Origin of the sequence: Acinetobacter sp. CFCC 10889, assembly GCF_003268395.1 — a bacterium.
GTDB lineage: Bacteria > Pseudomonadota > Gammaproteobacteria > Pseudomonadales > Moraxellaceae > Acinetobacter.
In genome coordinates this window covers 1-18744 of record NZ_LQXQ01000239.1, presented here as the reverse complement: position 1 = coordinate 18744, position 18744 = coordinate 1, and the positions used below count along the sequence as shown (strand labels likewise).

17 protein-coding genes and 2 pseudogenes are annotated in these 18744 nt (G+C 38.2%); 12 read left to right on the top strand and 7 right to left on the bottom strand.

Annotated elements, in window-relative coordinates:
* The first annotated feature begins 79 nt into the window (after positions 1–79).
* Positions 80–1657, top strand: coding sequence for a glutamate--cysteine ligase (gene gshA / locus AVJ19_RS21825; RefSeq protein WP_111861510.1), 1578 nt, complete (start codon positions 80–82; stop codon positions 1655–1657).
* Positions 1658–1689: 32 nt separating this feature from the next.
* On the top strand, positions 1690–2190 hold the full coding sequence (locus AVJ19_RS21820) for a disulfide bond formation protein B (RefSeq protein WP_111861509.1): 501 nt from the start codon (positions 1690–1692) through the stop codon (positions 2188–2190).
* Between the two features lie 63 nt (positions 2191–2253).
* Here the strand turns inward: AVJ19_RS21820 and AVJ19_RS21815 are convergent, their stop codons facing one another.
* Positions 2254–3585, bottom strand: coding sequence for an alpha/beta hydrolase (locus tag AVJ19_RS21815; RefSeq protein ID WP_111861508.1), 1332 nt, complete (start codon positions 3583–3585; stop codon positions 2254–2256).
* Between the two features lie 231 nt (positions 3586–3816).
* On the opposite strand from AVJ19_RS21815, the gene AVJ19_RS21810 reads away from it, so the two are divergent.
* Together AVJ19_RS21810 and parE are read left to right on the top strand one after the other, a co-directional pair.
* Entirely contained in the window at positions 3817–4404 is a 588-nt protein-coding gene (locus AVJ19_RS21810; RefSeq protein ID WP_111861507.1) for a YqiA/YcfP family alpha/beta fold hydrolase, read from the top strand.
* A gap of 157 nt (positions 4405–4561) precedes the next feature.
* Positions 4562–6442, top strand: coding sequence for a DNA topoisomerase IV subunit B (parE, locus tag AVJ19_RS21805; protein ID WP_111861506.1), 1881 nt, complete (start codon positions 4562–4564; stop codon positions 6440–6442).
* Between the two features lie 27 nt (positions 6443–6469).
* Here the strand turns inward: parE and AVJ19_RS21800 are convergent, their stop codons facing one another.
* From AVJ19_RS21800 to AVJ19_RS21785, 4 genes are all read right to left on the bottom strand, one after another.
* Positions 6470–7174 carry a phospholipase D family protein gene (locus AVJ19_RS21800; RefSeq protein ID WP_111861505.1) on the bottom strand — a complete coding sequence of 235 codons (705 nt, stop codon included), beginning with the start codon at positions 7172–7174 and terminating at the stop codon, positions 6470–6472.
* 83 nt (positions 7175–7257) lie between these two features.
* Positions 7258–7998 carry a hypothetical protein gene (locus tag AVJ19_RS21795; RefSeq protein ID WP_111861504.1) on the bottom strand — a complete coding sequence of 247 codons (741 nt, stop codon included), beginning with the start codon at positions 7996–7998 and terminating at the stop codon, positions 7258–7260.
* Between the two features lie 93 nt (positions 7999–8091).
* A complete protein-coding gene (locus AVJ19_RS21790; RefSeq protein WP_111861503.1) occupies positions 8092–8607 on the bottom strand; it encodes a GNAT family N-acetyltransferase in 516 nt (171 codons plus the stop codon).
* A 103-nt stretch (positions 8608–8710) separates the two neighbouring features.
* A complete protein-coding gene (locus tag AVJ19_RS21785; protein WP_111861502.1) occupies positions 8711–9445 on the bottom strand; it encodes an outer membrane protein OmpK in 735 nt (244 codons plus the stop codon).
* Positions 9446–9978: 533 nt separating this feature from the next.
* Between AVJ19_RS21785 and AVJ19_RS21780 the strand changes: the two genes are divergently transcribed.
* The 7 genes and pseudogenes from AVJ19_RS21780 to AVJ19_RS21755 all read left to right on the top strand — a co-directional run bounded on the left by AVJ19_RS21780 (position 9979) and on the right by AVJ19_RS21755 (position 14504).
* Positions 9979–10344 carry an HPF/RaiA family ribosome-associated protein gene (locus tag AVJ19_RS21780; protein WP_111861501.1) on the top strand — a complete coding sequence of 122 codons (366 nt, stop codon included), beginning with the start codon at positions 9979–9981 and terminating at the stop codon, positions 10342–10344.
* 170 nt (positions 10345–10514) lie between these two features.
* A pseudogene (locus AVJ19_RS21775) lies at positions 10515–11056 on the top strand (ankyrin repeat domain-containing protein).
* Positions 11057–11068: 12 nt separating this feature from the next.
* A complete protein-coding gene (locus AVJ19_RS21770) occupies positions 11069–11836 on the top strand; it encodes a transporter (protein WP_111861500.1) in 768 nt (255 codons plus the stop codon).
* Between the two features lie 85 nt (positions 11837–11921).
* A pseudogene (locus AVJ19_RS22745) lies at positions 11922–12017 on the top strand (glutathione S-transferase N-terminal domain-containing protein); the annotation flags it as partial.
* Between the two features lie 69 nt (positions 12018–12086).
* Complete coding sequence (locus AVJ19_RS22740) at positions 12087–12422, top strand: glutathione S-transferase C-terminal domain-containing protein (RefSeq protein WP_322873954.1); 336 nt, start codon at positions 12087–12089, stop codon at positions 12420–12422.
* Positions 12423–12514: 92 nt separating this feature from the next.
* Complete coding sequence (locus AVJ19_RS21760) at positions 12515–13714, top strand: 3-deoxy-D-manno-octulosonic acid transferase (RefSeq protein WP_416240592.1); 1200 nt, start codon at positions 12515–12517, stop codon at positions 13712–13714.
* A 76-nt stretch (positions 13715–13790) separates the two neighbouring features.
* Complete coding sequence (locus tag AVJ19_RS21755; RefSeq protein WP_111861498.1) at positions 13791–14504, top strand: 16S rRNA (uracil(1498)-N(3))-methyltransferase; 714 nt, start codon at positions 13791–13793, stop codon at positions 14502–14504.
* Here AVJ19_RS21755 and AVJ19_RS21750 read toward each other — a convergent pair.
* The gene (locus AVJ19_RS21750) at positions 14487–15458 is read right to left on the bottom strand and encodes a mechanosensitive ion channel family protein (RefSeq protein ID WP_111861497.1); all 972 of its coding nucleotides are present in this window, start codon (positions 15456–15458) and stop codon (positions 14487–14489) included. The two genes, AVJ19_RS21755 and AVJ19_RS21750, sit on opposite strands and share 18 nt — an antisense overlap.
* 100 nt (positions 15459–15558) lie before the next feature.
* Positions 15559–16140: a DUF805 domain-containing protein gene (locus AVJ19_RS21745; protein WP_111861534.1), complete on the bottom strand. Its 582-nt coding sequence runs from the start codon at positions 16138–16140 to the stop codon at positions 15559–15561.
* 291 nt (positions 16141–16431) lie between these two features.
* On the opposite strand from AVJ19_RS21745, the gene acs reads away from it, so the two are divergent.
* The gene (gene acs, locus AVJ19_RS21740) at positions 16432–18375 is read left to right on the top strand and encodes an acetate--CoA ligase (RefSeq protein ID WP_111861496.1); all 1944 of its coding nucleotides are present in this window, start codon (positions 16432–16434) and stop codon (positions 18373–18375) included.
* The last annotated feature ends 369 nt before the right edge of the window (positions 18376–18744 follow it).

The window sequence follows — 18744 nt, the reverse complement described above, 5'->3', positions numbered from 1 at the left end:
TATATCGATAATTCACGTTATACTGCGGGCATCAAAAATATTTTATTTTAAAAACTTTTTTAAGATAAGCGAGTACATGATGAGTCAAACTGAAGCCAATTCTCAAGCCATTTTGCCGACTTGGGCAAGTGCTGAATTATTACAAGGCATGTTGCGTGGCATTGAGCGTGAAAGCTTGCGTATGCAAAGTAATGGCTTCTTATCTCAGGCAGATCATCCACAAAGTTTGGGTTCAGCGTTAACTCATCCGCATATTACGACAGATTATTCTGAAGCGTTAATGGAGTTCATTACGCCACCCAAAGCAAGTATTCCTGAAGCACTGAATTATTTGGCAGACATCCATGCAGTCGTACATCGCCATTTGGAAAATGGTGAAAAACTGTGGCCTTTGTCGATGCCATGTATGTTGGATGATCAAGAAGAAAATATTCGTTTGGCACAATATGGCTCATCGAATATTGGTAAATTTAAAACTTTATACCGTCATGGTTTAGGTATTCGCTATGGTCGCCGTATGCAGACCATTTCGGGTGTGCATTATAATGTGTCATTCCCTGATGCTTTATTTGAACAATTACAACAACATGAGTCTGATGATGCATTAAAAAATCTCAGCCTGCAAGATTATCGCAGCCATCGTTATTTGGGTTTGGTGCGTAATTTTATTCGCTTAACACCATTGGTGATGTATTTGGTTGGTGCAAGTCCTTCAGTGTGTAGATGTTTTATGACAGGGCGTGAGCATCATTTATTGCCTTTGGTTAAAGGCACATTATTTACTCCGTATGCAACAGCTTTGCGAATGGGGCGTTTTGGTTACCAAAATTCTGCGCAAAAGCAATTGGGTATTCACTATAACAGCCTTCAATGCTATGTCGCAGAACTGCAAAAAGCAGTCAATACACCGTATGCACAATTTAGTCATTTGGGTTTAAATGATGGCAATGGCGAACCGATTCAGATCAATGATCATGTGCTGCAAATTGAAAATGAATATTACAGTTTAGTCCGTCCAAAACAAGTACCACAAGCAGGCGAAACCCCTTCGGAAGCTTTAGCAAAACGTGGTATTGGTTATGTGGAATTACGTGCAGTCGATGTCAATCCATACGAAGCCATCGGCATCAACGAAACCACCGCAGGCTTCTTGGAAGTATTGGCGTTGTATTGTTTGCTCAAAGACAGTCCTGAACTTTGGGAAGAAGAACAAGACCTGATTGAAAAAAATCAAAATGAAGTGGTCAATCGTGGACGTGCGCCGAATGCTGCGATTCAAGAACTTGGACAAACTTATCCGCTTGAACAATGGGCATCTCAGCATTTACAGGCAATGTTGCCATTGGCTGCATTGCTCAATCAAAGCTATGACACGACTTTATATGCAGATGCATTAACTGTGATGCAACAACGCATTGCCAATGTGGATGCGACTTTGTCAGCAAAAGTGATCGAAGATACTTTACAAAATGGTGGTACGTGGAGCTTTGGCAGTGCTATGGCACATCAGCATGTGGAAAGTTACGAACAACATGTATTAAGTACAGAAACTTTAGCGTATTTTGAACAACTTGCGACATCATCATTGCAACAACAACAGCAACTTGAGCAAGAAACAGATTTGAGTTTTGACGATTATCTTGCCAAATTTAGATGATATCACCACATCAAAAAATTAGAGGAACAGCCATGCAATGGCAGAGTTATCGCATCATTAGTGGTCTTTTATTTTTAGCAAGTGTCATAGGAATGGCATTTGCGTTGTATTTGGAACACGTACAAAGTTTAGATCCTTGCCCTTTGTGTGTATTTCAGCGTATTGGCTTGATTGGATTGGGTTTTATTTCCCTGATTGCATTGTTACATCATCCCAAAACCAATGCTTTTAAACGTTTCTATGCTTTTTTAGGTTTGGTTTCGATTGGATGGTCAGTTGCAATCGCAGGGCGTCATGTATGGTTGCAAAACCTACCCCCTGACCAAGTGCCGAGTTGTGGTCCGGGGTTGGACTATTGGGTGGATACCTTGCCATTAAAATCAGTTTTTGAAAATGTCCTGAAAGGTTCAGGTGAATGTGCCATGATTGATTGGACATTCTTGGGACAGTCATTACCGGTGTGGTCTCTGACATTCTTTAGTGTATTGGCATTGATCAGTCTATGGCAATTATTTAGGAAATATCCTGCTTAAATATAACAATGCCAACATGAATGTTGGCATTTTTTGAGTATTTAAATGTGATGGAATCTCGACTTAAGTCTCCACGATGCCTTGCATACTTTCCAATTTGATCAGATATTTACGAATTTGTTCTTCAGCGATTTCATCATGATGTGGATAGAACCATTTAGCAATTTGCTCAGCAATATGTGGATGATATTGCAACTCAAAATGATTTAAACCATAAAATACAGCTTTATGTGCTTCTGGTAATTTTAACTGGAATTTTGGATTAGGATGTTCACCTAAAGCACTTTTGACACTGACTAAATAATCACCGATGACTTTGAGTGTACGATTCTTGCGATTTTCAAACTCAAGTGTACCTGCAATGAGATAAGTGTTGATATAAGATGGGAGTGGAGCTGGTTTACGGTTGTCATCCATCAAACCAATACGAGCAGTATTATGTTCCCAATCATCGTCACGAACACTACCAAAACGTAAATCTAAAATTCCATTACTGCGGATATTGACAATATGACTGACCAATTTGACCAGTGGAAAATGTCCGATTTTATCTTGCAACGCAAAGCCAAAACGTTCCAAAACTGCGCCATGATGAGGTGAGCCAATGCACACCAAGTTTTCAACCATATGGATCCATTGGTGCAGATTTTGTTTACCATAGAACAATGCGCTACGAGAAACCAATCCACCCATACTATGTCCGATCAAGTCGATACTGGTAATACGAGGATTACGTTTGACTAAATCTTCTAACATATTTGACAGAGAACGACCATTGGCAGAAATACGACGACCTGTGTTGTAATGTACGTATAACATCGTGTTGTTATCACGTTGGGCAAGTAGTTTTTCACCAATTCCACCGTTACCACGATTACTCCAATCCAAATGATTCATACACAGACCATGTGAAAAAATTACCACACGTCCAGCCAAATCACCTTGCTGAACTGCACCATAATGGTCATATAGCACAGTCGATAATGCTAGAGGGTTATGTGTTGCTAACAAATAATCACCAAGTACACCATTGAGCGCGCTGACCAAGAAAGTTAATGTTGGAGTTAAAGGCTTATCATGTAATTTTGGAAAATGTTCAATCACTTTACGTAAACCAGGTGCTAAAAAATAATGACCATAGTTTTGTAATGAATTAAAACCAAATTGATAGACTTTTTCGACATAAGGACGTGCTTGAAAACGTTTGGCTTTTTGTTTGTTTAGACCAAAAACACTGAGTAAAACTTCACGTTGTAAGGATTGAATGAGATCTTGTACGACACCATTGAGCGGTGTACTGACGAGTTGAGCTAGACCTTCTAATACGTCAGCCTGACTTGGTGGAGAGCGATCCCATTTACAATACGTTTCGTGTAGTGGTGTTAAACTTGCCATATTTCGTTATCCTCCATATGATCCAAACACATTAAAAAATGATTTAGATCAAGGCTTATATCCCTATGTCATTCTATTAATCATCTTGAAACCTAACTAGCATACTGTTTCAAGTTTCAGCATATTGTTTTTTTGTCTGACAATTAATGGTGTTATACAATTTATAACATTTTGTGATTTGAATCACATTATAACTTATATCAGCTTTTTGAAATTTGCAAATGGTTTGAGATGAATATTATTTATTTACATGGTTTTCAAAGCAGTCCACTCTCTATAAAAGGACAACAACTTAATGAATATAGTCAATACATTAGCCAATGTCAGGTACATTTGCCAGATTTAAATTGTCGACCTGACGAAGTGATACAACAGCTTTCGGAAATGATTACATCATTGGATCAAGTGGCGTTGGTGGGGAGTAGTTTAGGTGGTTTCTATGCTACACAATTGGCAGAAAAGTTTAATATTCCTGCGGTACTCATCAATCCAGCTGTGCAGCCTTGGGTGCTGTTTAGAAAACTTTTTGGTGTAGAACAATTGCCATACTTTGTAAATGCACAATGGACTTTAGATGATGCACAGTTGATAACATTAGAACAAATGGCAGTACAAAAACTTCAGCATTCAGAAAATTTTCTGGTGTTATTGCAACAAGGCGATGAAGTCATTGATTATCGTGAGGCAGAACAATTTTATGCACCATCTTCCTTTGTGATCACTGAAACACGGGGTAATCATGCCATGGATAATTTTGCAGAAAAGATTCCGATGTTGATGGCGTTTTTAGAAGGGTACTATCAAAAAATAATTTTTTAAGAATAATACTGAATAAAAAGTTGATCACGTCACTGTCTGTCGCATTAACAGACTAACATCAAGATCAAGGCTGTTTTTTTTCTAAAAATGCGATACTGTACGCCCTATAATAGATGTCTTGAATTTTAGTTAAATTTTAAAAAGGGAAACTTGCAACGTGACGCAATATACAGCCCAATCTCTTGAAGTTTTATCGGGTTTAGATCCTGTACGCCGCCGTCCGGGGATGTATACCGATACCACACGTCCAAACCATTTGGCACAAGAAGTTATTGATAATGCTGTCGATGAGGCACTTGCAGGACATGCCAATAAAATAACAGTTACTGTGTATAAAGATGGCTCGTTGTCGGTTGAAGACAATGGGCGTGGGATGCCTGTTGATATTCACCCTGAATATGGACAAAGCGGGATCGAAATTATCCTAACCAAATTACATGCTGGTGGTAAATTCAGCACGGATAATTACCAATTTTCAGGTGGTTTGCATGGTGTAGGGATTTCGGTGGTCAATGCTTTATCTGATCGTGTTGAAGTCGAAGTACAGCGTCAGGGCAATCTCTATAAAATGGCGTTTGAACATGGCGAACCCGTTGCACCACTTGAGGTTTTAGCAGGCAAAGCGCCAAAACGAGCAACGGGAACAACTGTGCATTTTTGGCCTGAAGCCAAATATTTTGATTCACCAAAATTTGCTTTAAAAGCCTTAAAACATAATTTAAAAGCCAAAGCTGTATTAGCCGCAGGCTTAGAAATCAATTATGTTGATCAAATCAATGACGAAAAAATCCAATGGCAATTTGAAAATGGTTTAGTCGACTATTTGATGGATGAATTGCAAGATCGTGACATTTTGCCAAATCCTGCTTTTGTAGCAAATGGTGAAGCAGAACGTGCAAGTGCTGAGTTTGCAATTTGTTGGAATGTTGAAGGTGGTGAACAGATTCAAGAAAGTTATGTAAATTTGATTCCAACAGCACAAGGTGGTACGCACGTTAACGGTTTACGTTCAGGTATCACAGAAGCTTTACGTGAATTTTGTGAGTTGCGTAATTTATTGCCACGAAATATGAAGCTGTCTGCTGAAGATGTGTGGGATGGGGTAAATTATATTCTGTCATTAAAATTACAAGAACCACAATTTTCTGGGCAAACCAAAGAACGTCTGTCGAGCCGTGAAGCATCGAATATTGTGTTAAATATTGCCAAAGATGCCTTTACTTTGTGGCTCAATCAAAACTCAGAAACAGCGATGCAACTGGCGGAAATGGCGATTGCTAAAGCAGGGCGTCGTTTAAAAGCTGCCAAGAAAGTGGAACGTAAAAAGATCGTTTCTGGACCTGCTTTACCCGGGAAATTGGCAGATTGTGTTGGGCATACGCTTGAAGAATCAGAGCTTTTTATTGTGGAAGGGGACTCTGCGGGTGGTTCTGCGAAACAAGCACGTGATAAAAATTTCCAAGCAATCATGCCGATTCGAGGCAAAATTTTAAATACGTGGGAAGTGTCTTCAGATGAGGTTTTAGCTTCACAAGAAGTACATGATATTGCGATTGCGATTGGGGTAGATCCAGGCAGTGATGATTTATCAGAACTGCGTTATGGCAAAATCTGTATTCTTGCTGATGCTGACTCGGATGGTTTGCATATTGCGACTTTGCTTTGCGCTTTGTTTGTGAAGCATTTTCCGAACTTGGTCGAGGAAGGGCACTTGTTTGTGGCAATGCCACCATTATTCCGTATTGATGATGCTAAAGATGTGCATTATGCACTGGATGATGATGAGCTAGAAACTATCTTAAAGAAAGTGAAATCTAAGAATCCACAAATCACCCGATTTAAAGGTTTGGGTGAGATGAATGCAAGTCAACTTCGTGAAACGACAATGGATCCGAATACTCGCCGTTTGGTGCAGTTAGACTTAGATGATAGTCAGTTCACTGCAGGTTTGTTGGATAAGTTGCTTGCAAAAAAACGTTCTGCAGATCGTAAGCATTGGTTAGAACAGAAAGGTAATTTAGCTGATTTGGGTGTGTAAAATTTAAAAAGCCCGTAAGGGCTTTTTTTATATTTCCATATTTTCAGACCAGAGGAAATATCCACCATATTGGCTTGGTCTAAATTCTCCACCAATAGTTTTACCATGATCTGTTAAATAATGTTTACCATTTTCATTCAATGTCAGAAAACCAAGCTCAACAAATTTATCTAAAAGTTCATTGGTTTTAATTTTATGTTTTGCTGCAAGTTTGGAAGAAGTTAATTTACCTGTTCCTTCATTTGAGGTATTTATGCTAGTTGGTTCTTCTACTTTTTCTGCTTTTACTTCATCAAGTGAAATACGCACTTCATCACTGATACGGATAATACGTTGAGCTTCTTCATAAGCATCTTTAAAAACATCCATATCATCATCTTTGTTAACTAAAATCCCCATTTCATTATTATTAATTTGGCTAAATTCATATAAATTTAAACTGGTAATAATACAGGTTACTTCATTCATATAACATTTTGCATGGAGATTTTTACAAAAGCTGACACGCACATAGTCTAATTTCTGCATCCATTTGATTTCGTCAGGATGTAAATCACTCTTGCCATAGACGATACGAATATCAATTTTTAGACGATTTTTATCTTCTAAAAGTTCTTTAATACGATCATTTAAACGCAAGTATGGACTAATTAAAATCAAACGCTCTTTGGCATTCTTAATCAGTTCTTCTAAGAAAAAATTCGTAGCACTGGTATTTAAAAACTTTGCCATGTATATCCCCTAAAATTTTAAATTATTATATTGTAATTAAAGCATATTTTAGGGGGCTAGGTAAAAGACTGATGAATTAAAATTCATCTCTCCACTTTATAATATGTACCGCCCGCATTGACATTATGTCCAAAGCCACAACCAGAGTTACCATCCTCTTGTTTCACTTCAATATAATTTCCTAAATTTTGATTGGTATTAAAATCAAGCTGAATAGTGCAGTCTTCATATTTATACAGCGCACGCTTTTGATTTAAAGTAAAAGTCGTATCAAACTCTCCCATATTTGGTCCATAAATTAAGCTACGAATGCCCATATAAATACCCGAATAACCAACGGCATAGCCATTTTTACTGCGTTTAACTGAAATATGATCCCATTCCCCAAAACCTGCATAACTGACATATTCACCTGATAAATCATGAGAAATTTTGGGTTTAGCTAAGTTTTTGAGATTGAATTGATTGGTTTTTTCATCTTTATTGATCATGAGCCATGCCCTTGCCCACATTGGTTGACCGAGTTTGGCATAGGTTAGAGCAACATTATTCTGTGCAGTGATGATATTATTTTCAGAAAATTTGATGGTGGTTTCATCAGCATTGCTGAGACAAAAAGCTGTCCAAGCAGCTTGAGTTTGAAAATGTTTTAAGGCTTTTTTATAATTTTTTTGATCATAGAACTTTTTGCCTAAAGCAGCTTCATTTTTTACTGCTGCACAGCCTTGTTGTAGTTCTTGTTCAAATGAAAATTCTTCAGCATGTGTAAGTTGGAGGGCAGAAGTAGAAAAAAGTAAAGTGAAAAAGATTGGTGCTTTTTGCATTTTTATTCAACATTGAAAATTTTATATAAGCTATTTATAGCAAAATAAGGCATGTCGCATTGTCAAAATTTGAAAAGACGATAAATTCTAAGTCTATGGAATTTTACGATCTAACAAAAGTTGCATGAGAACAAGATCACGCCATTGTCCAAATTTTTGTCCAACTTGCGGCATATAACCTGTATGTTTAAAGCCAAGTTGTTCATGCAAATGAATAGAACCCTTGTTTTCATGGTCAATCGCGGCAATCATGACATGAATTTTCTGTTGTTGAGCATGTTTAATTAAGGTTAACAATAAGGCTTTGCCTAAACCTTGCCGTGCAAACTGTGGATCAATATATACTGCATGTTCAACGGTATGCTTATAGCCATTAAAATTCCGAAAACTAGAATATTCTGCATAGCCTGCAATACGTTGGGTCGCAACTTCTTCTGCGACAAACAATGGAAAATTATTCTTTTCTAAATCGGCAAACCACTGCTGATATTCTTCTAAGCTTTTAGAGATGTTATTCCATGTCGCCAAGCCATTTTCAATTTCACGATTATAAATATGCATAATGTGAATGATATCTTGAGCTTGAGCAGGGCGAATATGAAAACTCATAATAAATCAGCAGTATAAATTTCAGGAATGGAATTATTTTTACGCTTTAAAAAATAAAAAAGCAAGACCGAAATCTTGCTTTCAAAATCAAGTATTGAGTGACTTAGAAATGATATTTCACTAAGGCACTGACATCATTTTGGTCAGCGCCTTTGATGCCATATTTGTTGTTCCAAACAGAATGCTCAAGACCAACATATAGTTTAGTTTTTGGAGAAATGTGTTTACCTGCATTCCATTTCCACTGTGTTGTCCAGTTAAGCTCGCTTGCGTGGTCATCTTCTGCTGTAGACCAATCAAGGAAACCATCGACTAAAAAGTCTTCTGAACCGAGTTTAAATGGCACACCGTAAGTAACGGTCATTTGATAGTCATCATCTTGTTTGTCATTATCAACTTTATAGAAGTTTACGCTTGCAAACTGTGTATAAGGAATTGCAAGATCAAAACCTACACCATACATAAAGTTGTTGAATTCTTGGTTGAGATCATAACCTGCATTATGTTCCCAAGTCGTTGAGATTAATACATCTTTGACTGGACCAAAAGCAAGTTTTTGACCTGAAACTTCGCCTAGACTTAAACGAGGTGATAACTCGAAATATGTACTTTGTTCATCATTGCCATCAAGTTGATGATCTAAAAAGAAAAATACATCAGAGTATTTCAATTTTGCTGCATATTCAGCAGTCACTGTTGTACGATCTTCAGTACCGACTTCATAGTTTTCACCATAAAGCCCCGTGAGGCTGAAATCCTGCCAAACGACAGGATTCGCTTGTGCGAAAGTTGCAGTTGAAGCCAGTGTACATATCGTTGCAAAGTGTGTCAGTTTCATGAAAATCTCTTCCCCCCAAGAAAGCGTAACAAGGATACAGATTCTTAAGTAAAAATAAAGCTACAATGATCGAAAATGTGAATTATTATGTAATTTTGCAGTAGATAAAAATGCTTTAAAGCAGATTGTTTGAATATGAAGCATAAAGTTTAAAATATTGCAGTATGCTTTTTGAGCGATTTATAGATGTGTGAAAAGTATAAAATTATCAAGGAAAAAAGATAAATAAATCATTAAATTAGAAATTAAAGTAACAAACTGTCATTTTTCATATTGTTTTCATAAATATTTTCAAAATCCCCTTGCATATTTTTCAATATAGCCCGATATTGAAGATATAAGGACACAGAAACTTCTCTAAAGTGTTCATCATTCATTGTGGAGGTTACGACCAAAATTTAAATGAAGATGTGCTTAGTGCTGAAACATCAGCCAGAACCCAACGTGCCAACATAAGAAAGTTTTGCACATACACATAAATGATTTTTTTAAATTTATTGAAAATATAAAATGGTTAGAAGAGGTTGATATTTATGAACATTGAAATTCGTACAGATAAAAATATTCAAAATAGTGATCGTTTAATTACCTATGTGCGTGACGAGTTAAATCAAGAATTTCAACGTCATAGTGAGCGTATTACGCAATTTTCGGTTCATATCAGTGATGAAAATGGGGACAAAGGCGGCGATGACGATATCCGTTGCATGATTGAAGCCAAAGCAGCGGGTTTAAAACCTGTTGTAGTCACACATAAGGCAAAAAATATTGATCTCGCATTACATGGTGCAATTGATCGTGTTAAACGTAGTATTGAACATGTTTTAGAGAAAAAAGAAAATCCACGTGGTGGAAAGTTAGAATTTAGTGATGCAGATGTAGAAGCTGATGAAGCTTAATAAGAAGCCCCGAAAGGGGCTTTTTTTATGGATGGTTTAAAACTTTTGGTCAGAAAACAACAAAAAATGACATAATTTTTTTCAAAATCAGGGAGCTAAAATTACTTGAACTATCTTTTTTATTTTTCGGCATAATATGCCTTATATAAACCTCAAAATGAGATAAGCACATGCTGACTGCGCCACAACAAAATTTCTTACAGGCTATAGAAGCATTAGATTTGGAACAAGTAAAGCGTCTATTGGCTGAGGGTTTAGACCCTAATTTTATCGACCTAGATAAAGGACCTGCGGTATCTGTATGGTCAGATGGTTTATTCCAATGGTGGGAAGTAGTTTGCGAAGCGTATGAAGCAGGGCAGCCATTGAGTGCAGAGCAGAAGCAAGCACAGTTACAGGTACATTTAGACATCTTGGAACAATTACTTCAAGCCAATGCAAATTTCCATTTATGGGATGCAGAGGAATGCTATGGTCCATTGTGGGATGCTGCAAGTGCTGCATGTGTGCCTGCGGTAAAACGTTGTTAGAACACAAAGTTGAGCCAAATAGCAAAGATGAAGAAGGGAAAACCATTCTTACTTCGATCTGCGATTTATTTTTTGATCAAGATTTTGATGAAATAGATTGGTCACAGGCTTTACCTGAGGAGAAAGAAACTTTAGAGTTATTGCGTAGTCATGGCGCTAAAATGTCTAAAGAATTAGCTTAACAGAGTAATAGTATGACAATATCTAACAAAATCATCGTTCTGCTTGCAGCAAGTGCAAGTATGAGCAGCTTTGCAGCAGAATTTTCATTTGATCGCCCTGGTGCAGGGTTTGGTACGGGAATTACACCTGTCGGTCAAGTGGCTTGGGAGCAAGGTTTACCGAGTGCAACTTATACAGAAACAACTGTAGATGGTGCAAAGGCAAAAACTGTGACTTTAAATGGCGATATGTTATTGCGTACAGGTTTGGCATCAGGTTTAGAGTTACAATTGGGCTGGGCAGGACCTGCATGGACACAAACCAAGTATAAAGGCGACAAAGTTGATGATAATGGTTTAGGTGATGTCAGCATTGGCTTAAAGAAAGCAATTGATTTAGACGATGAAAAACTCTCATTGGCTGTGTTGGCGCAAGCTGTGATTGCTACAGGCAACGAAGGTTTTAGCAATGAAGATGATATCTATAGTCTAGGTACTTCACTTGATTATAAATACAATGACTTGGTCAATACAGGCATTACCATGAATTATGCAGTGCAAGATGGTGACTGGTCAGTGACTGCGATTCCGACTGTAGGTTATAAAATTGCTGGAAATTTATCAGGTTTTTCTGAGTTTATTTACCGTAAAGGTGAAAGTGAAGATTACCAATATGGTTTGGCTTCAGGTTTGATCTATGCATTAAATGATCGTACTCAACTTGATGGTAGCATTGGGGTTGATTTAGACGGTCAAGATCGTAGTTATAATGCAGGATTTGGTGTTTCATTTTTGTTCTAAATACTGTCTTGTAATATGAATTTGAAGAGAGCAACATGATGTTGCTCTTTTTTTATTTGTCTAAAAATATCAAAAACAAACCTTAGCGAAAATTACACCTGTGGGCAAAGTCCCTGTGTTAAAACATCAGGATTTGATTGTTTGGGATTCTTTGGCGATTTGTGAATATTTAGCAGAACTTTTTCCTGAACGACATTTATGGGCGAAAGATGTAAAAACTCGTGCCTATGCACGTGCGATTTGTGCGGAAATGCATAGTGGTTTTATGACTTTACGCAGCTTATACCCAATGAATATTACCCAAGACTTGACGGACTTAGGGCAACAAATTTTTCGTGAAAGTGCTGAGTTACAAGTGGATGTAAAACGCATTGAAGATATTTGGGCGAAGCGTGAAAACCCACACGGTTTTTTATCTGGTGATGAATTTACCATTGTAGATGCATTTTATGCGCCTGTAGTGATGCGTTTTAAAAGTTATGGATTGCCTGTGAGTGATAGTAGTCAACATTATATGAACACGATTTTAAATGTGACTGCGGTGCAGATGTGGATGAAGGACGCCTTACATGAAGTGGGTCAATAAACCAAGCTGCAAATTTTCTACACGATTGTTGATTAACAAGCTCGGTATGCTCTGTTATATTTGCCGATTGATCCTGATATGAGAATTTTTGCTTGGCTACTCCTTTTTGGTATAACGCAGCACTTGCGATCGTCAAACCTTTATATCAATGGCGCATCAAAAAACGTGCAACAGATTTGCCAGCATACCAACAGGAATATCTTGAGCGTTTTGGTCCATTTCAGCCTGTTAAAAATACGCAAACAATTTGGTTTCATTGTGTTTCTGTTGGTGAAACCAATGCTGCGCAACCGCTCATTGAACATTATCTGAAACAGGGGCATGCAGTTTTGGTGACCAATACCACCAAAACAGGTCAAGCACGTGCCAAGTCATTATTTCTCAAAGCACCTTTTGAGTCACGTTTCCAAGCGGTATATTTACCTGCTGATTTGAAAGATTTAATTGCAGATTTTTATCGTAAATATCAACCTAAACTTTTGATTTTAGTGGAAACAGAACTTTGGCCAAATTTGATTGATCAAGCCAAACAATGTGCTGTGCCATGTCTATTGGTTAATGCTCGTTTATCTGAAAAATCTGCCAAAGGTTATGGCAAAGTACCGAGTTTAACCCGTCCAATGTTGCAAAAATTAGATCGTCTTTTGGCACAAGATGCGGCAACTGCACAGCGTTTTATCGCATTGGGCTTAGTTGAACATGTTGCTAATGTGGTGGGTAGTATTAAATTTGATATTTCAGCACCACAAATATTTATTGAGCAAGCACAACAGTTACAACAGGATTGGCATTTAAATACACGTAAAATTATTATCCTTGCCAGTACACATTTTCCTGAAGAGCAAAAATTACTGACGGCTTTAAAGCCGTATTTGCAGCAACGACCTGAATTGTTATGTGTCGTTGTACCTCGTCATCCTGAACGTTTTGATGAGGTTTTTCAGCTTGCGCAAAGTTTGAATTTAAATACACAGCGCCGCAGTTTAAATGAGAATATTCAAGAGAATACGCAAGTTTATCTAGCAGACAGTATGGGCGAGTTATGGCTGTGGTATGCCTTAAGCCAAGCGTGTTTTGTTGGTGGTTCTTTAAATGAACCGGGTGGTGGACATAATATTTTAGAGCCGATGGCATTACATGTACCGACCGTCATTGGTCAAAATTATTTTAATTTTCAAGCTATTGTTGATGAGTTTTTACAGGCAGATGCGGTCAAAGTTGGGCAATCTGTAGATGAGGTTGTGGTGCTGTTGCTGCGTTGTATTGATGATGTTGGTTTTGCACAGCACTGAGTCAACATGCAGATCGTGTGTTAGCGCAAAATAAAGGTTCTTTGCAAAAACATATTGCAGTGATTGATACATATTTATGAATATCGTGTTATTAGATCCACGACAAACTCAATCTGAAACGTGGACAATTAGTTCTAAACGACAACTTGAACATTTACATCGCCATGTTGGTGTGCAGGTTGGCGATACTTTAAAAGTTGGTATTCGTGGAGGAAAGCGTTATTTAACTGAAATTGTTGATATTTCAGAAGACTTGATTCAGATCAAATCGCTTAAAGAAGAATCTGTCCCTGAAAAATTACCAGTGACTTTGATTGTAGCAATGCCTAGACCGAAAGTTTTGCGCCGTTTAATTATGGATGCGGTGACTTTGGGCGTAGAAAAAATTATTCTTTTACATAGTTATCGGGTGGATAAAAGTTATTGGCAAACGCCTTTTTTGCAACAGCTTGATCATTTTATAACACTTGGATTGGAGCAAGCAGGTGATACTGTAGCACCACAAATTGAGCTACATAAACGTTTTAAACCGTTTGTCGAAGATATTTTACCAACATTGATTAGTCGGGAAAAACCTGCTTTTGTGGCACATCCGTATGTGGAACAAAAAATGCCTTTTGCAATCAATCATGCATGCACAGTTGTCATTGGTCCTGAAGGTGGTTTTATTCCTTATGAGATTGATTTACTTGTTAAAAATGGCTGCCAAGCTGTAAGCTTAGGCAACCGTATTATTCGTACTGAAACCGTCATTCCTTATGTTTTAGGATGCTTATTTAGCACGTGCTGATTCTTCCTCTAGGTTTTCACCACGATAGACTTTGACTTCTTGCACTGGATAAGGAATCGAAATGTTATTGTCTGCAAATGATTGAATCACTCGTTCTTGTACTTCACTAATCGATGCCGAAGTTGTGGTTTCAGAGGTATCCACCCACCATTGTACTTTTAAATTCACTGAGAAATCCGCCAAAGCTGCGACATTCACACTAAATGTAGGTTGACTGAGAATGGTCTGATCATGATCTAAAATTTTCATGATAATGTTTTTGGCTTCTTGTACATTGTCTTCATAGCCAATCCCCACGACAAACTCACAACGGCGGCGTGGATAAGCTGTATTGACTGTTACTGCACTGGTATATACCGTTGCATTAGGAATGACAATGCGGCGACCATCAGGTGATTGTAAGAATGTCGCACGGATTTGAATATCTTCAACAGTTCCTTCCATATTATTGACCACAATGGTGTCCCCAATTTTGAAAGGCTCACTGAGTAAAATCAAAATCCCTGACAACATATTTTGGAAAATGTCTTTGAAAGCAAAGCCAATTGCCACCGAACCAATTCCCAAAGCACTCATCAATTGACCTGGGGTAAAACCAGGAATGGCGATGACCATGGCAATGAGAAAACCAAAGAAAATGATAATCGTACTTCCAACACGATTTAGTACTAAAACCAAGTTTTGGCGGGTATATGAACGGTTTTCAAGGGTTTTACGTACAAAAAACTTAAAGACTTTTGACAGCAGCCAAAAAATCATTAATACGATAAGTGCAATACAGAAATAAGGCACACGTTCCCAAAAACCATCCATAATTTTATCAATGGTGGTATAGGCATCATTGTATTTTGCTGTGTGCTTAATCACAGTTTCTGCTGTTTTTTCACCTGCAGTATGTAGCAATTGTGTGGTGTCTTGGGCGACATCACTGAGTTTGGTTGTTTCTTCAGCCACTTTAAAGTCCAATAAAAGTTGAATGACTCAGCCTTGCTTTGACATGATCAACAATAGCAAGGTGAGTTTTGACAATCAGTTGAATCACTGTATTGTCTTGTTAGAAATATTCAGTACTGTGCTGAATTATTTCACGTGGATTTTCTAGATCACCTGTTCCTACAAAATACGATATCGCACTAGCCGTTGCGAGAATGCTTAAAGTGGTCAGTATGATCAGTGTCCATGCAATGATTTTTTCGATCACTGTGGCAGGGCGAGGGTGTCCATATGAGTTATATGTTGCGTCACCTTTGGCAAACAGTAAATATAAGGCGAAAAAGAAATTCACTACAGGTACAAATAACAGTAAACACAACCATCCTGAGCGATTACGGTCATGTAGTCTGCGAATAATGATGACAAAATTAAAATAGATATACAGTACCAAAAGTACACTATAGCCAATGCTACCCAAACTGCCAAAAGTAGCTAAATCATGCTGATGAAATGAGGCATTGCTAAGGTTAAAAATACCTAAAGTCAAACTCAGTGCGATTGCGGCTGCCAAAAAAATAAAATGCAGCAAGCCATACCAAGCAATATAACTGAGACGGTTAAAACGGCCCTTTACTGAAAAAGCTCGGTCTGTAGATGGATGATTTTGTCGAGAAAAAAATGGCGCGCTATCTTGAGATGACATAGAAATTAACTTTTTGAACATGTTCAGTAAGAAAATGTAACGGCTTGAGAAATACAGCTAAAGCGTTTGTTAAATTATAAGATCAAAAAACGACAAAAATGCTGATTTTTTTGAATGTTTTTGCAAATGATTTGTACAAACTCGATCATTAAAGTGAACGCCTCGTCTACGACCAAAGCACAATTGTGATCTAAAATGCGCTATCGTAATACTGATCGTATGCAAGGAATAAAATCAAGAACGTAGGCATAGATCTCGAGACGAGATGATTAGAAAATAAGGAAGTATAATATGAATGAAGTATATCCAGTACCAGAAGATTTTGTAAAAACTGCAAGAACCAACGAGCAACAATATTTTCAACGTTATCAAAAATCTGTTGAAAATCCTGATCAGTTTTGGGCAGAAGCTGCGCAACAGCTCGATTGGATCAAACCCTTCACCCAAGTAAAAAATACCAGTTATGACAAGGATAATTTTAAAATTGAATGGTTTGCAGATGGGCAATTGAATGTCAGTGCAAACTGTTTAGATCGTCATTTAAAAGTCCATCCACATAAACCTGCGATTATATGGGAAGGAGACCATCCTTCACGCCATAAAATTATTTCATTTGTTGCCTTACATGATGAAGTTTGTCGCTTTGCCAATGTCCTTAAAAAGCATGGTGTCAAAAAAGGTGATCGTGTGGTGCTATATATGCCCATGGTACCTGAAACTACGATTGCCATGTTGGCATGTACCCGAATTGGTGCAGTGCATTGTGTTGTATTTGGCGGTTTTTCTCCTGATTCTTTGGCGAGTCGCATAGAAGATAGTCAAGCAAAATTAGTCATCACAGCTGACTCTGGTTTACGTGGTGGTAAGCCAATTCCGATCAAAGAAAATGTGAATGCTGCTTTGAATATAAAAGGAACTGAATCGGTTGAAACCGTCCTAACGGTGTATCGCACTGGCGAACCCATTGAAATGAAAGAAGGGCGTGATTTGTGGTATCACATGGAAATCATGACTGTTACGGATGTTTGCCCACCTGAACCGATGAATGCAGAAGATCCACTTTTCATTTTATATACCTCAGGGTCAACAGGAAAACCGAAAGGTGTGTTGCATACCACAGGTGGTTATCTAACCTATGTGAATTGTACTTTCCGTGAAATTTTTGATATTAAACAAGATGATGTGTTCTGGTGTACAGCTGATGTTGGTTGGATTACAGGGCATTCTTATGTGCTTTATGGGCCATTGTCCAATGGTACAACGACTTTGATTTCAGAAGGTGTACCACAGTATCCAACATGGGCACGTACAGGGCATATTGTCGATAAACATCAAGTTACCATTTTATATACAGCACCCACTGCCATTCGCGCGATGATGCGTGAAGGGGATGCTTATATCCGTGAAAGTGATCGTAGTAGTTTGCGTCTACTTGGTTCGGTGGGTGAGCCAATCAATCCTGAAGCATGGAATTGGTATTATACCGTTGTTGGTGAAAGTCGCTGTCCGATTGTAGATACATGGTGGCAAACAGAAACAGGCGGTATTTTGATTTCTCCTTTGCCGGGTGCAACAGCATTAAAACCGGGATCTGCAACACGTCCATTCTTTGGTGTGCAACCTGCATTGGTGGATGCAGATGGCAATGAACTTGAAGGTGAAGCTGAAGGGAATTTGATTATTAAGGATTCTTGGCCGGGACAAATGCGAACCATTTGGGGCGATCCAGCACGTTTTATCGAAGCTTATTTTGCGACTTATCCAGGGAGTTACTTTACAGGTGATGGTGCACGTCGTGACAAAGATGGTTACTACTGGATCACAGGGCGAGTCGATGATGTGCTGAATGTTTCAGGGCATCGCTTAGGAACGGCTGAAATTGAAAGCGCATTGGTTGCACATGAACTTGTGGCTGAGGCTGCTGTGGTGGGTATGCCACATGACATCAAAGGGCAGGGGGTTGCAGCTTATGTGACTTTACAAGCCGATGCTATTGAAACAGAAGATTTACGTAAAGAGTTAGTAAATTGGGTACGTAAGGTTCTGGGCCCTGTTGCAACTCCAGACGCGATCTATTGGGCACCTGCATTGCCGAAAACTCGTTCAGGGAAAATCATGCGTCGTATTTTACGTAAAATTGCCGCCAATGAATTGGACAGTTTGGGTGATACTTCGACTTTAGCAGATCCAAGTGTGGTCGATCAGTTGATTAAAGAAGTGCAGGCGAACAGTTGATTTGACAATTGGTTTTCACCTTTCTCTTGCGGAGTTTCACTCCTCATCCCATAAAGAAGGGACTTACATTATGATTTTGATAGTAGCTAATTGATTATTTTTAAGTTATGGGAGAATACTATTTCTTGAATCACTTTTAGTTTAATAAATTAAATCGAAGTTTAAATACCGTTTGCTTCAAGCTGGCGGTATTTTTTTGTGGCTCAGTATTTTCAAAATAGTGCATAAGTACAGCAGGCATTCAGATAAAGCAGTTCAGGATGATCTGCTAAGCTAAAAATATTGAAAATAAGGACAGTCACATGAATGCACCACAGACTTTAAACCGATCTCCCCTTGACGTTGCTCAAAGACTTGCTGAACAGTTTG